The organism is Paraburkholderia sp. PAMB 6770, from assembly GCF_057748135.1.
The window spans coordinates 198,809-212,551 of the sequence record NZ_CM173238.1 but is presented as its reverse complement, the minus strand read 5'-3'; the positions used below and the strand labels follow the sequence as shown (position 1 = coordinate 212,551).

12 protein-coding genes and 1 tRNA gene are annotated in these 13,743 nt (G+C 66.1%); 9 read left to right on the top strand and 4 right to left on the bottom strand.

All coding sequences use genetic code 11. The annotated features are described in order from the left end of the window. The first annotated feature begins 42 nt into the window (after positions 1 to 42). The 9 genes from AC3AP7_RS01085 to AC3AP7_RS01045 all read left to right on the top strand — a co-directional run bounded on the left by AC3AP7_RS01085 (position 43) and on the right by AC3AP7_RS01045 (position 7,960). The gene (locus AC3AP7_RS01085) at positions 43 to 1,035 is read left to right on the top strand and encodes a polyprenyl synthetase family protein (RefSeq protein ID WP_475766467.1); all 993 of its coding nucleotides are present in this window, start codon (positions 43 to 45) and stop codon (positions 1,033 to 1,035) included. 51 nt (positions 1,036 to 1,086) lie between these two features. Then, positions 1,087 to 1,163 (top strand) — tRNA-Pro (locus AC3AP7_RS01080). Positions 1,164 to 1,339: 176 nt separating this feature from the next. Beyond that, positions 1,340 to 2,644, top strand: a complete 1,305-nt coding sequence (locus tag AC3AP7_RS01075) for an HlyC/CorC family transporter (RefSeq protein ID WP_475766469.1) — start codon at positions 1,340 to 1,342, stop codon at positions 2,642 to 2,644. A gap of 102 nt (positions 2,645 to 2,746) precedes the next feature. Further along, positions 2,747 to 4,015: a GspE/PulE family protein gene (locus AC3AP7_RS01070; RefSeq protein ID WP_475766471.1), complete on the top strand. Its 1,269-nt coding sequence runs from the start codon at positions 2,747 to 2,749 to the stop codon at positions 4,013 to 4,015. After that, on the top strand, positions 4,012 to 5,238 hold the full coding sequence (locus AC3AP7_RS01065) for a type II secretion system F family protein (protein WP_475766473.1): 1,227 nt from the start codon (positions 4,012 to 4,014) through the stop codon (positions 5,236 to 5,238). Before AC3AP7_RS01070 ends, AC3AP7_RS01065 begins: the two co-directional genes overlap by 4 nt. Before the next feature lie 24 nt (positions 5,239 to 5,262). After that, the gene (locus AC3AP7_RS01060) at positions 5,263 to 6,192 is read left to right on the top strand and encodes a prepilin peptidase (protein WP_475766475.1); all 930 of its coding nucleotides are present in this window, start codon (positions 5,263 to 5,265) and stop codon (positions 6,190 to 6,192) included. 3 nt (positions 6,193 to 6,195) lie between these two features. Continuing rightward, positions 6,196 to 6,798 (top strand): dephospho-CoA kinase, encoded by a 603-nt coding sequence (gene coaE / locus AC3AP7_RS01055; RefSeq protein WP_475766477.1) that lies wholly within the window; start codon positions 6,196 to 6,198, stop codon positions 6,796 to 6,798. Between the two features lie 148 nt (positions 6,799 to 6,946). Further along, entirely contained in the window at positions 6,947 to 7,702 is a 756-nt protein-coding gene (gene zapD / locus AC3AP7_RS01050) for a cell division protein ZapD (protein ID WP_475766479.1), read from the top strand. Between the two features lie 60 nt (positions 7,703 to 7,762). Beyond that, positions 7,763 to 7,960 (top strand): DNA gyrase inhibitor YacG, encoded by a 198-nt coding sequence (locus tag AC3AP7_RS01045; protein WP_475766482.1) that lies wholly within the window; start codon positions 7,763 to 7,765, stop codon positions 7,958 to 7,960. A 1-nt stretch (position 7,961) separates the two neighbouring features. Here the strand turns inward: AC3AP7_RS01045 and AC3AP7_RS01040 are convergent, their stop codons facing one another. The 4 genes from AC3AP7_RS01040 to secA all read right to left on the bottom strand — a co-directional run bounded on the left by AC3AP7_RS01040 (position 7,962) and on the right by secA (position 13,500). Next, entirely contained in the window at positions 7,962 to 8,399 is a 438-nt protein-coding gene (locus AC3AP7_RS01040; RefSeq protein ID WP_475766484.1) for an NUDIX domain-containing protein, read from the bottom strand. Continuing rightward, positions 8,396 to 9,265, bottom strand: a complete 870-nt coding sequence (locus tag AC3AP7_RS01035) for an ATP-binding protein (protein WP_475766485.1) — start codon at positions 9,263 to 9,265, stop codon at positions 8,396 to 8,398. The genes AC3AP7_RS01040 and AC3AP7_RS01035 overlap by 4 nt, the downstream gene beginning before the upstream one ends. 38 nt (positions 9,266 to 9,303) lie before the next feature. Then, positions 9,304 to 10,545, bottom strand: a complete 1,242-nt coding sequence (gene argJ, locus AC3AP7_RS01030; RefSeq protein ID WP_475766487.1) for a bifunctional glutamate N-acetyltransferase/amino-acid acetyltransferase ArgJ — start codon at positions 10,543 to 10,545, stop codon at positions 9,304 to 9,306. Between the two features lie 153 nt (positions 10,546 to 10,698). Beyond that, positions 10,699 to 13,500 (bottom strand): preprotein translocase subunit SecA, encoded by a 2,802-nt coding sequence (secA, locus tag AC3AP7_RS01025; RefSeq protein WP_475766489.1) that lies wholly within the window; start codon positions 13,498 to 13,500, stop codon positions 10,699 to 10,701. Between the last annotated feature and the right edge of the window lie 243 nt (positions 13,501 to 13,743).

Here is a 13,743-nt window from a genome sequence, read left to right as displayed (position 1 = left end):
CGATTCGCCTTATAATTCGCGGCACTACCCCATTGCGCCATCATGTCGTCGACCGCCACCTCCGCTCCCAACGCCGCCAGCCTGCTCGCTCCGATCGCCGAAGACATGGAGCAGGTCAATCGCGTCATCCGGCAACGTCTGGCGTCCGACGTGATGCTGATCAACCAGATCTCCGAGTACATCATCGGAGCAGGCGGCAAACGTCTGCGGCCCGCGCTCTTGCTGCTCGTCGCCGGCGCGCTCGGCGAGCGCACCGGCTACCGCCACGAGCTCGCGGCGGTCGTGGAGTTCATCCACACGGCGACGCTGCTGCACGACGACGTGGTCGACGAGTCCGATCTGCGGCGGGGCCGCCAGACCGCCAACGCGCTGTTCGGCAACGCCGCGAGCGTGCTGGTGGGCGACTTCCTGTATTCGCGTTCGTTCCAGATGATGGTCGGCGTCGGCAAGATGCGGGTGATGGAAATTCTCGCCGAGGCAACCAACGTCATTTCCGAAGGCGAAGTGCTGCAACTGCTGAACATGCACGACGCCGACGTCGACGAAACCCGCTACATGCAGGTGATTCGCTACAAGACCGCCAAGCTGTTCGAGGCGGCCGCGCAACTCGGCGCGGTGCTGGCGGGCGTCGATGCGACGACCGAGGCTGCGGCGGCGGAGTTCGGCCGGCGCATCGGCACCGCGTTCCAGATCATGGACGACTGGCTCGACTACACCGGCACCCCCGAGTCGATGGGCAAGAACGCCGGCGACGATCTGCGCGAAGGCAAGCCGACGCTGCCGCTCATCTACCTGATCGAACGCGGCACGCCCGAGCAGGCGGCACTCGCCCGCGAGGCGATCGTGCACGGCGGCACCGACCGGTTCGAAACCATTTTCGACGCGATCACGCGTTCCGGCGCGCTCGATCACACGCTGGACTGCGCGAAGAAAGAAGCACAGGCCGCGGCCGCCGCAATTTCTGTGTTCCCAGATTCCATTTTCAAAGAAAGCCTGCTAGAATTATGTTCTTACTCGACGACAAGACAGTCTTGAACGAGACCAAACGTCCAAGTCAGTCCACGTTGAGTACAAGCAGGACCAGATCGGGGTGTAGCTTAGCCTGGTAGAGCGCTACGTTCGGGACGTAGAGGCCGGAGGTTCGAATCCTCTCACCCCGACCAGATTTGCGAAAAACCGCGCAGCGTTGCGCGGTTTTTTTTCGTCCCGTGTTTTTGTCCGGCCCGCCTGTTTGCAGGCAGCCCGCCGCGGCCCCGGACTCCCGGCCATCCGGCCAGGTTGAGCCGTCAAGGCCCTCTGCTATAGTCTCCCCATCCCTGCCCCTGCCTCTACGCGACACGTGGAACAACTACCCTTATGGGCGCAGATCGCCGCAGTTTTCCTGCTGCTGATCTGCTCCAGCTTCTTTTCCATCTCCGAAACGGCCATGATGGCGCTCAACCGCCATCGCCTGAAACACCTGTCGAACCAGGGCGCGCTCGGCGCGCGCACGACTCAGGGCCTGCTCGCCCGCACCGATCAGCTGCTGAGCGTGATCCTGATCGGCAACAATCTGTTCAACACGATCATTCCGGTCCTGACGACATCGCTCGCGATCCACACGTTCGGCCGCAACAGCCTCGTGCTGTCGATCGCAACCGGCATTGTCGCGTTCCTGATCATCGTATTCGCGGAAATCACGCCGAAGATCGTCGGCGCGACGTACCCGGAGAAAATCGCGCTGCCCGCGAGCCTGCTCATCGCGCCGCTGATGCGCGCGACGCGCCCGGTGGTCTGGTTCGTCAACCTGTTTGCGAACGGCATCCTGCGCCTGCTGCACATCAATACGAAAGGCGCGCGCGACCAGCGCCTGTCGAACGAGGAGTTGCGCACCATCGTGCTCGAGTCCGGCAGCTTCATGCCGACCAAGCACCGCAGCATCCTGCTCAACCTGTTCGATCTCGAGAACATCTCGGTCGACGACGTCATGATCCCGCGGCGGCGCATCGAGGCCCTCGACCTCGACGCGCCGTTCGACCAGATCCTGAACCAGCTCGAAACCTGCTATCACAACAAGCTGATTGTGTATCAGGGCGACATCGACCGCGTGCTCGGCGTTCTGCACGTGCGCAAGACACTGGCGGCGCTACACAACCAGGAACTCGAGCGCGAAACGCTGCGCGAACTGCTCGCGGAGCCCTACTTCGTGCCGAGCGGCACCGCGGCCTTGCAGCAATTGCAGTTCTTTCAGGAAACCCGTCAGCGCGTCGCGCTGGTGGTCAACGAATACGGCGAAATGCAGGGGCTCGTCACGCCGGAAGACATCATCGAGGAACTGATCGGCGAATTCACCACGTCGATACCGCGCGGCACCGGCTCGCGCAGCGGCTGGAACGACGCCGGCGAATGCATCGTCGCCGGCAGCATGCCGCTGCGCGAACTGAACCGGTGGCTCCAGCTCGCGTTGCCGACCGACGGCCCGAAGACGCTCAACGGACTCATCCTCGAAATGCTCGAAGAGATTCCCGACGGCGACGTGTGCGTGCAGATCGGCGATACGCGCCTCGAAGTACTGCGCAGCGACGATCAGGCCGTACGCACCGTGAAGATTTTCCGCCCGGCTGCGCACCATCCCGGCAAAGCCGTCCGAGCCGCACGGCGGTGAACCAGCGGACCGGCCGTTAGCCGGACGGCCGAATGGCGGCACGCCGCCGCTCCCCGGAAGATGGAACCGTCCTGTTACCGAGGCGGCTCACGGCCGGTTTCCATGTCGACTTCCCCTTCTTCGTCCCTGCCTGACGCTGCCGTGCGCGCGCCAGCCGGCGCGTCGCACGCGTTTGCGGGCTTGCACCACGACGACGCCGACGGCGCGCCGGCCGTCCGCCTGCTCACCGAAACATTGCGCGAAGCGGCGCGACGCAATGCCTCCGATCTGCACGTCGAGCCCATGGAACAGGGCTGGCGCATGCGGATGCGCATCGACGGCGTGCTGCATCCGATCGCACCCGCGCCGCCCGCCCATCTGCGCGATGCATTCGTCACCCGCGTGAAAGTGCTCGCGCGCATGGACATCGCCGAGCGGCGCATCCCGCAAGACGGCCGGCTGCGCATGAACACGGCACCGGGCCGCTTCGAGGATTACCGCGTGAACTCGCTGCCGACCCTGTTCGGCGAAAAGCTCGTACTGCGCCGACTCGAAGGCCTGCCCGCCACGCTCGCGCTCGACTCGCTCGGCCTCGATCCGCAGCAGCAAGGCACGGTGCAAGCCGCCATCGGCGCACCGCACGGACTCATCCTCGTCACCGGTCCGACGGGGAGCGGCAAAACCCTGTCGCTGTACTGCTTTTTGCAGAAACTCAACGGCGAGGAGCGCAACCTGTGTTCGGTGGAAGATCCCGCTGAAATCCAGCTCGCCGGCGTCAACCAGGTCGGCGTGCGCGAAAAGGCCGGGCTCACGTTCGCGGTGGCGCTGCGTGCGCTCCTGCGGCAAGATCCGGACGTCATCATGGTTGGCGAGATTCGCGACGAGGAAACCGCGGACGTCGCCGTCAAAGCCGCCCAGACGGGTCACCTCGTGCTCTCCACGCTGCATACGAACGACGCGCCTACTGCAGTGGCACGCCTGATCGACATCGGCGTCGCACCGTACAACCTCGCCGCCGCGCTGCGCATGGTCACCGCGCAACGCCTCGTCAGGCGGCTCTGCACCGCGTGCCGCACCCCGGCGCCGCAATCGCGCGCCGCGCTGCATGCGGCAGGCTTTGCGCACGCCGAGTGCGACGGCTGGCATCCCTACGCCGCGGCAGGCTGCGACGCGTGCCACGGCATCGGCTACCGGGGGCGCGTCGGCATTCACCAGGTGATGCCGGTCTCGGATCCGATGCGTGAGCTGGTCGTCGCCAACGCCGGCACCCAGGCGCTGACCCGTCTTGCCGCCGCCGAAGGTGTCGGCACGCTGCGCGCGGCCGCACTCGCACGGGTGCGCGACGGCACGACGAGCCTCGCCGAGGCGCTAAGCGCCACCGAGGCCGCATGAGCACGGGATCAGCAGGTACTGCGGCGCCGGAACTGCGCTTTGCGTGGCGCGGCGTCGATGCCGCCAACATCACGCGCCGCGGCACGCTGATCGCGCCCGACGAAGCCAGCGCCCGTGCCATGCTCAAGCGCGACAAGCTGTTCGTCGTCGAGCTGGCTGCCCGCGGACCCGCACCGCGCCCACGCGCACGCGGCGCGGACGTGACCCGTTTCACGCGCCAACTGGCGAGCCTGCTGCGCGCCGGTCTGCCGCTCGCGCCGTCGCTCGAACTGCTCGCGCAGGCGGGCGCGCCGCGCCAGCAGGGTATGGCGCGCATCGTGCGCGCCCTCGCGCGGGACATCACGAGCGGTCTCGCATTCTCCGCGGCATTGGCGCGTCACCCGCTGCCGTTCAACGCGCTCTATTGCCAGCTCGTCGCAGTCGGCGAGGCGGCGGGCGCACTGCCCACGGTGCTCGCACGCCTCGCGGACGACCGCGAACGCGCGGCAGCGCAACGCGCAAAGGTGAAAGCCGCGCTGACCTATCCGGTCGCGATCCTGCTGCTCGCCGTGGCGATCACCGCTGCGCTGCTGATCTGGGTCGTGCCGACGTTCAAGCAGATCTTCGACGGCTTCGGCGCACGCCTGCCCGCGCCCACCCTCGTGGTCCTCGCGCTGTCGGCCGCCGCGGCGCGCTGGAGCGTGCCCGCGCTTGTCGTCGCGAGCGCGGCCGGCTTCGCCTGCGCGTGGGTGCTGCGACGCTCTCCGCCCGCGCGCCTCGCCGCAGCTCGGCTTGCACTGCATCTGCCGATCGCCGGCCCGCTGTTGTCGACGCTGTGCGCGGCACGCTGGAGCCGCGCGCTCGGCACGCTGCTCTCGGCAGGCACCCCGCTCGCCGACGCGCTCGACTCCCTGACTCACGCAACCGGCAATGCGCTGTTCGACCGCGCGTCCGTCGCGATTGCCGCGCGGCTTCGCCGCGGCGAGCGACTCGCCGCCGCGATGCAGGCGCAATCCTGCTTCCCTGCGGAAGTGGTGCAGCCCATCGCGATCGCGGAGGAATCGGGCGCGCTAGACACCATGCTAATCGACGTCGCATCGCTAAGCGATCGTCAGGTTGACGAAAAGATCGGCACGCTCTCCAGTCTGTGCGAACCGCTCGTCATCGCGGTGCTCGGCGCACTGGTCGGCGGCCTTGTCATCGCGATGTATCTTCCCATCATTCAACTCGGAAACGTGGTGTAGGATCGCAGCCACACCCTTTACACGATGCCGCCCCTCGCCCCGCCCGTGCCCGATACCTACGCCACCCTGCATGCCGGCCGTCTCGCCGCCGGCTATTGCACTGCTCTCGGCATGCTGCCGGCCGGCCTGCAGATCGCGCTGGCGATCCTCGTCGGGCTGACGATCGGCAGTTTCCTGAATGTCGTCGTGCACCGTCTGCCCATCATGCTCGAGCGCGCCTGGCGCGCCGAAGCCAGCGACGTGTCCGGCGAGCCGCCGGCCGACGACGGCCTGCCCGCGCGTTACAACCTGTGCGTACCGCGCAGCGCGTGCCCTCATTGCGGACACGTGCTGCGCGCGTGGGAAAACATCCCGCTGCTCAGCTATCTGTGGCTGCGCGGCCGTTGCTCGGCTTGCCACGCGCACGTGAGCGTGCGCTATCCGCTGCTCGAGATCGCGGGCGCGATTCTCGCGGTCGGCGCGTGGGTCCGGTTCGGTCCGAGTTTCGCCGCCCTCGCCGCATTCGGCCTGTGCGCAACGCTGCTGGCGATGAGCGCAATCGATATCGACACGCATCTGCTGCCCGATTCGATGACGTTGCCGCTGCTGTGGGCCGGACTGATCGTCAACTTCGACAGCCTGTTTGCGCATCTGCACGATGCGGTCGCGGGCGCGATCGCCGGCTACCTGGTGCTATGGGCCGTGCACTGGCTGTTCAAGCTCGTGCGCGGTATCGACGGCATGGGCTATGGCGATTTCAAGCTGCTGGCCGCGCTCGGTGCGTGGCTCGGCTGGGCCGCGTTGCCGCAGATCATGCTGATCGCCGCCGTGACCGGAGCGCTGTTCGGGCTCGCGGCAACCTGGCGCGGACGCATGCGCTTCGCGGAACCGCTGCCGTTCGGCCCGTTTCTGGCCGCGGGTGGTGCCATTACGCTGTTCGCCGGCACCCCGTTCTATCTCGCGCTCGGAGGCTGACGCATGTTCGCAGTGGGGCTCACAGGCGGCATCGGCAGCGGCAAGTCGACCGTCGCGGACCTGTTTGCGGCGCGCGGGGCCGTCATCGTCGATACCGACCTGATTGCGCATCGGATCACCGCGCCGAACGGCGCCGCCATGCCGCAGATCGCGGCCGAGTTCGGCGCCGCGTTTATCGCCGCCGACGGCTCGCTCGACCGCGCGCGCATGCGCTCGCTCGTGTTCAGCGACGAAACCGCGCGCCACCGCCTCGAAACCATCACGCATCCGCTCATCCGCGCCGAAACCGAGCGGGCGCGGATGAGCGCGCAGGGCCCTTACGTGATGCTCGTCGTGCCATTGCTGGTCGAATCCGGCAGCTGGACAGCGCGCGTGAACCGCGTGCTGGTGGTGGATTGCGGCGTCGAAACGCAGATTGCCCGCGTGATGCGGCGCAACGGCTTCGACCGCGAGCAGGTCGTCGCGATCATCGCTCGTCAGGCGACGCGCGAAGCGCGGCTCGCAGCCGCCGACGACGTGATCGTCAACGAGCACACATCGCCCGATGCGCTGGGTGCACAGGTGGAGGTGCTGCATCACCGCTATCTGACGTTGGCGAGCACGTAGAACACGCGCGTGCCCGTGCCCGAACCATCGCAAAACACGCTTGAAAATGCCCCAAAGCGAGCCGAAATAGTGTGTGATTGCTAGGGTAGTCCCACAGCATTAGAATGTCCTGCATTCCTGTCACCGACCACGCCCGAGGCGAGCCCGCTTGATTCTTTACGAGTATCCGTTCAACGAGCGAATCAGGACGCTGCTGCGCCTCGAAGACCTGTTCGAGCGCTTCACGTTCTTTCTGACTCAGGAAGATCCGCGGGAGCACCATGTCGCGCTGACCACCTTGTTCGAAATCGCCGAGGTCGCCGGGCGCGCGGATCTGAAATCGGATCTGATGAAGGAGCTCGAGCGGCAGCGCCAGACGCTGGCCCCCTTCCGCGGCAATCCGGGTATCGAACAGAATGCGCTCGAAGCAGTGCTTGGCGAAATCGAACAAACCCTCGCCGGCCTGTCCCAGATGCAAGGCAAAACCGGCCAGCATCTGGCGGACAACGAGTGGCTGGCCAGTATCCGCAGCCGTGCGATCATCCCGGGCGGCACCTGCAAGTTCGACCTGCCGTCGTACTACGCCTGGCAGCAGTCCCACGCCGAGCAGCGCCGGCAGGATATCGCCAAGTGGGTAACCCCCCTGCTGCCGCTGCGCGATGCCGCGGCGATCGTGCTGCGCCTCGCGCGCGAATCCGGCCAGGCGTCGAAAGTGATGGCGATGCAGGGCAGCTATCAGCAGATGCTGTCCGGTCGCACGTACCAGCTGATGCAGGTGCGGGTGGCACCGGAATTGCGGGTCATCCCGGAAGCGAGCGCGAACAAATACATGCTGTGGGTGCGCTTTACGGTCCAGGACGGCGATCTGCGTCCGCGCGCGGTCGACGTGGACGTACCGTTCCAGCTCACGCTGTGCAGCCTGTAGCCCCGAGAACGGCCTTTCCCCCACTCAACCGATTCCGTCGTCCACCGACTGTCTGAACGAATGATCACCGTCGTCAAATGCCCGACCTGCGGCAAGGAAGTGCGCTGGGTCCCCGAAAACCGCTTCCGCCCGTTCTGTTCCGAACGGTGCAAGCAGATCGACATGGGCGCGTGGGCCGCCGAAAAGTACCGGATCGGCAATCCGGACGAACCGACGCCCTCTGACGATACCGGCAGCGGCGAATCCACGCCGCATTGATCTAGCGCTTCTCAGCGGCAAGCCATTCGAGCACCGGGATCGTCGCCGGCAGCAGCGGCGCGACGTCCGCCGGCAGCGTCTGCCAGACGAACGCCTGGCCCTCGCGTCCATGAGGCTCGCCGCGCCACTGCGTCACCTTGCAGAAATACAGGCGCACGTACGCATGCGGATAATCGTGTTCGAGCGTATGCCACCGGTGACTCGCGTCGACCTCGATGCCGAGTTCCTCGTGCAACTCGCGCGCCAGCGCGGCCTCGACCGATTCGCCCGGCTCCAGCTTGCCGCCCGGAAACTCCCAGTAACCTTCGTAGGGCTTGCCGGCGGGCCGCTGCGCGAGCAGGTAGCGTCCATCCGGCTGAACCAGCACGCCGACGGCCACTTCCGTGACCGGACGGCCCGACGGGCCCGATGCGCTCGATGCGCTCGATGCGCCTGTCATGCCTGCGCCTTGCGTCCCGACCAGTCGCGCGCGAACTGCCATGCGACACGGCCCGAGCGGGAGCCGCGCTCCAGCGCCCAGACGAGCGCGTCGCCGCGCGCGGCCTCGACCTCGGCGGCATTGCAGCCGAAGTGCTGCAGCCAGTGGCCGACAATCGTCAGGTAGTCGTCCTGCTTGAACGGGTAGAAGCTGACCCACAGGCCGAACCGCTCGGATAACGAAATCTTCTCTTCGACGACCTCGCCCGGATGAATCTCGCCATCGGGCATGTGCCGGTACGACTCGTTGTCGCTCATGTACTCGGGCAGCAGATGCCGGCGGTTCGACGTTGCGTAGATCAGCACGTTGTCGGACTGCGCGGCGATGGAACCGTCGAGCGCGACCTTCAGCGCCTTGTAGCCCGACTCGCCGTCCTCGAACGACAGATCGTCGCAAAAAATGATGAAGCGCTCCGGGCGCTGCGCGATCAGATCGACGATATCGCCCAGGTCGTGCAGGTCATCCTTGTCCACTTCGATCAGCCGCAAGCCGTCTTTCGCATACGCGTTCAGGCAAGCCTTGATCAGCGACGACTTGCCGGTCCCGCGCGCGCCCGTCAGCAGCACGTTGTTGGCCGGATTGCCGAGCACGAACTGACGCGTGTTCTGCTCGATCAGGCCTTTCTGCCGGTCGATGTTCTGCAGGTCGCCGAGCGTGATGGTGGAGATGGCCGGCACCGGCTGCAGGTAGCCGCGCCCCTGGCGCTTGCGCCAGCGATACGCAATCGCCGCGGACCAGTCGATCTCGGGCGCGGCGGGCGGAAGCATCGCTTCCAGACGGCCGAGCACATTCTCGGCGCGCGACAGAAACTGTTCGAGTTTATCCATGACCTGAAAAGGGACGTGAGCGCAGACGGCTCGATGACTCAGGAACGATAGTCAGCGTTGATGCTGACGTACTCATGCGACAGATCGCAGGTCCAGATCGTCGCCTGCGCGTCGCCGCGGCCCAGCACGACGCGGATCGCAATCTCGGCCTTCTTCATCACGCGCTGGCCGTCTTCCTCGCGGTAGTCGGGGTTGCGGCCGCCGGCCCTGGCGACCAGTACGTCGTCGAGGTACAGATCGATCTTGCCGACGTCGAGATCGGTCACGCCGGCATAGCCGATGGCGGCGAGAATCCGGCCCAGGTTCGGGTCGGACGCATAGAAAGCGGTCTTGACGAGCGGCGAGTGGCCGATCGCATACGCGATCTGGCGGCATTCCGCCACGTTCGCGCCACCTTCCACGTGCACCGTGATGAATTTGGTCGCACCCTCGCCGTCGCGGACGATCAGTTGCGCGAGCGTCTGCGCGAGTTCGGTGACCGCGTCGCGCAGCACCGCGTAGGCAGGCGAATCCGTCGAGGTAACCGGCGGCAGGCTCGATTTGCCCGAGGCAATCAGGATGAACGAGTCGTTGGTCGACGTATCGCCGTCGATCGTGATGCAGTTGAACGAGCGGTCCGCCACGTGCTTGACGAGCGCGTCGAGGACCGGTTGGGACACGGCGGCGTCGAACGCGAGAAAACCGAGCATCGTCGCCATGTTCGGCTTGATCATGCCGGCGCCCTTGCTGATGCCGGTGAGCGTGACCGTGTGCCCGTCGATCATGACCTGGCGCGACGCGGCCTTCGCGAGCGTATCGGTCGTCATGATCGCTTGCGCGGCTTCGTGCCAGTGGCTTGCCCGACGATTCGCGAGCGCGGCGGGCAACCCCGCCTTCAGGCGATCGATCGGCAGCGGCTCGAGAATCACGCCCGTCGAAAACGGCAGAACCTGCTCCGGCGCGATGCCAGCGAGCCGCGCCAGTTCGACGCAGGTCTCGCGCGCATGCGCGAGCCCCGGCTCGCCGGTGCCCGCATTCGCGTTGCCGGTGTTCACGACCAGCGCGCGAATGCCGCTGCCGCCCTCGCGCACGCGTGCGAGATGCGCGCGGCAGACCGTCACCGGCGCCGCACAAAACCGGTTGGACGTGAACACGCCCGCCACGGTCGCCCCTTCGTCGACGGACACGACCAGCAGATCCTTGCGGTTCGGCTTGCGGATGTTCGCCTCCGCCCAGCCGAGCGTAACGCCGGCGACCGGATGAAGTTGGGCGGGATCGATCGAGGGGAAATTGACAGCCATGGTCGCGACCTGTCGAAGTTGAAAATGCCGGCATCGAGCCGGCACCGGGAAATCAGACAAGGCAGTGACGACGGGCGTCGCCCTGCCGGGAACTCGCCAGCTCGGCGCTGGATGAAACGACGCGGCGCGCCCGGCGCGCCGCCTGCATTACGCCTAGGCGATCTTGCCGTGGCACTGCTTGTACTTCTTGCCGCTGCCGCACGGGCACGGGTCGTTGCGGCCCACCTTCGGCACCGCGTCGCCACCCGGCTCCGAACCGGCGCGCACGCCGACATGGCTCATTGCGTCGCCGATCATCGCGGCCGTGGCGGCCTCGGCGGCCGCCGGCGCACCGGCTTCGGCAAATTCGGCATGGCGGAACTCGACGTTTTCGAGGTGACTGCCCTGCTCCTCGTATTCCTCCGCCGCCATCTCCAGCTGTTCGGCCGACTGGATCTGCACGTTCATCACGATCCGCGTTACTTCGAGCTTGACCGATTCGAGCATCGACGCGAACAGTTCGAACGCCTCGCGCTTGTACTCCTGCTTCGGGTTCTGCTGCGCATAACCGCGCAGGTGGATGCCCTGGCGCAGATGGTCGAGCGCGGCGAGGTGCTCGCGCCAGCTGCGGTCGAGCGTCTGCAGCATGATCGAGCGCTCGAAGTTGCTGAACTGCTCGCGGCCGACCAGTTCCACCTTGGCTTCGTACGCCTCGTCGGCTGCGCCCACCACGGACTCGACGATGTCCTCGACGGTGATCGACGACGACTCGTTGATCATTTCCTGGATCGCGAGATCGAGCTGCCACTCGTTGCGCAGCACTTCCTCCAGTTCCGGCACGCTCCACTGCTCTTCGATGCTGGCGGCGGGCACGAACTGGTGAACGATGTCGGTGACCACGCCGTGTCGCATCGCGCCGATCGTCTCGGTGATGTCGTGCGCTTCGAGCAGCTCGTTACGCTGCTGGTAGATCACCTTGCGCTGGTCGTTCGCGACGTCGTCGTATTCCAGCAATTGCTTGCGGATATCGAAGTTGCGCGCTTCGACCTTGCGCTGCGCCGATTCGATCGAGCGCGTGACGATGCCCGCCTCGATCGCTTCGCCCTCGGGCATCTTCAGACGGTCCATGATCGCGCGCACGCGGTCGCCGGCGAAGATGCGCAGCAGCGAATCTTCGAGCGACAGGTAGAAGCGCGACGACCCGGGGTCGCCCTGGCGCCCGGCGCGCCCGCGCAACTGGTTGTCGATCCGGCGGGACTCGTGCCGCTCGGTGCCGATGATGTGCAGGCCGCCCGCCGCCTTGACCTGGTCGTGCAGCGTCTGCCATTCGTCGTGCAGTTGCTTGATGCGGCGCTGCTTCTCGTCGTCCGACACCGACGGATCGGCCTCGATGATCGATGCCTGCTTTTCGGCGTTGCCGCCGAGCACGATGTCGGTGCCGCGGCCCGCCATGTTCGTTGCGATCGTCACGCGCTTCGGCCGGCCGGCTTCCGCGACGATCTCCGCCTCGCGCGCGTGCTGCTTCGCGTTCAGCACTTCGTGCGGCAGGCTGGCCTGCGTGAGCAGATGCGACAGCAATTCGGAGTTTTCGATCGACGTGGTGCCGACCAGCACCGGCTGGCCGCGCTCGTGGCAATCGCGAATGTCGCGGATCACCGCGTCGTAGCGCTCCTTGGCGGTCTTGTAGATCTGATCCTGCTTGTCGATCCGTTTCGGCGGGCGGTTGGTCGGAATCACGACCGTTTCGAGCCCGTAGATTTCGTTGAACTCGTACGCTTCAGTGTCAGCGGTGCCGGTCATGCCCGACAGCTTCGCATACATGCGGAAGTAGTTCTGGAACGTGATCGACGCGAGCGTCTGGTTCTCGCTCTGGATTTTCACGTGCTCTTTCGCTTCGACGGCCTGATGCAGGCCGTCGGACCAGCGGCGACCGGCCATCAGACGGCCGGTGAACTCGTCGACGATGACTACTTCGCCGTTCTGCACCACGTAGTGCTGGTCCTTGAAGAACAGCGTATGCGCGCGCAACGCCGCATACACGTGGTGCATCAGCGTGATGTTCTGCGGTGCGTACAGGCTCTCGCCCTCGCCGATCAGCCCCCATTCGGCAAGCAGGCGCTCGGCCTTTTCGTGACCCGACTCGGTGAGGAAAACCTGGCGCCCTTTTTCGTCCAGCGTGTAGTCACCCGGCTTTTCGACGCCGGTGCCATCCGCCTTCTCCTCGCCGATCTGGCGCTCCAGCAGCGGGGGCAGCGCGTTCATCCGCACGTACAGCTCGGTGTGATCTTCGGCCTGGCCGGAAATGATCAGCGGCGTGCGCGCCTCGTCGATCAGGATCGAGTCCACTTCGTCGACGACCGCGAAATTGAGCGCCCGCTGCACGCGCGCCTCGGTCTCGTAGACCATGTTGTCGCGCAGGTAGTCGAAACCGAACTCGTTGTTGGTGCCGTACGTGATGTCCGCCGCGTAAGCCTGCTGCTTCAGCGCATGGTCCATCTGCGACAGATTGATGCCGACCGACAGCCCGAGGAAGTTGTACAGGCGCCCCATCCACTCGGCGTCACGCTGCGCGAGGTAGTCGTTGACGGTGATCACGTGCACGCCGCGCCCGGACAGCGCGTTCAGGTACGCGGCGAGCGTCGCGACCAGCGTCTTGCCCTCGCCGGTGCGCATTTCCGCGATCTTGCCGTAGTGCAGCACCATCCCGCCGATCAGCTGGACGTCGAAGTGCCGCATCTTCAGCACCCGCCGGCTCGCCTCGCGACAGACGGCGAACGCCTCGGGCAACAGGCGGTCGAGCGATTCGCCGTTCGCGACGCGCTGGCGAAACTCGGCGGTCTTGTCGCGCAGTTGGTCATCCGTCAATTGCTCGATCTGCGGCTCGAGCGCATTGATCGCCGCGACGGTCTTTTGATATTGCTTGACGAGCCGCTGATTGCGGCTGCCAAAAATCTTCTGTAGAAAACCGGTGGTCATCGGATCGTTTCAGCGTCGCGGCTTCGGCGGGTTTCCGACATGCGGTGGCCCCGCATGCCAGCCCGGGGTCGGAGTGCCTCGGCGGCTTAGTCCAGGAGTGAATTCGAATCGTGCATTTTAGCACGCGCCCCAGCCTGCGCCCGTGTCGCCGCAGTGACGTGAAATCGACCCGGACCGGGCGCCGCAAACGCAGGCGGCACGTGGGCGACGCGGTACAATCGGGGCCGGAGAGCGCGGCTGCGC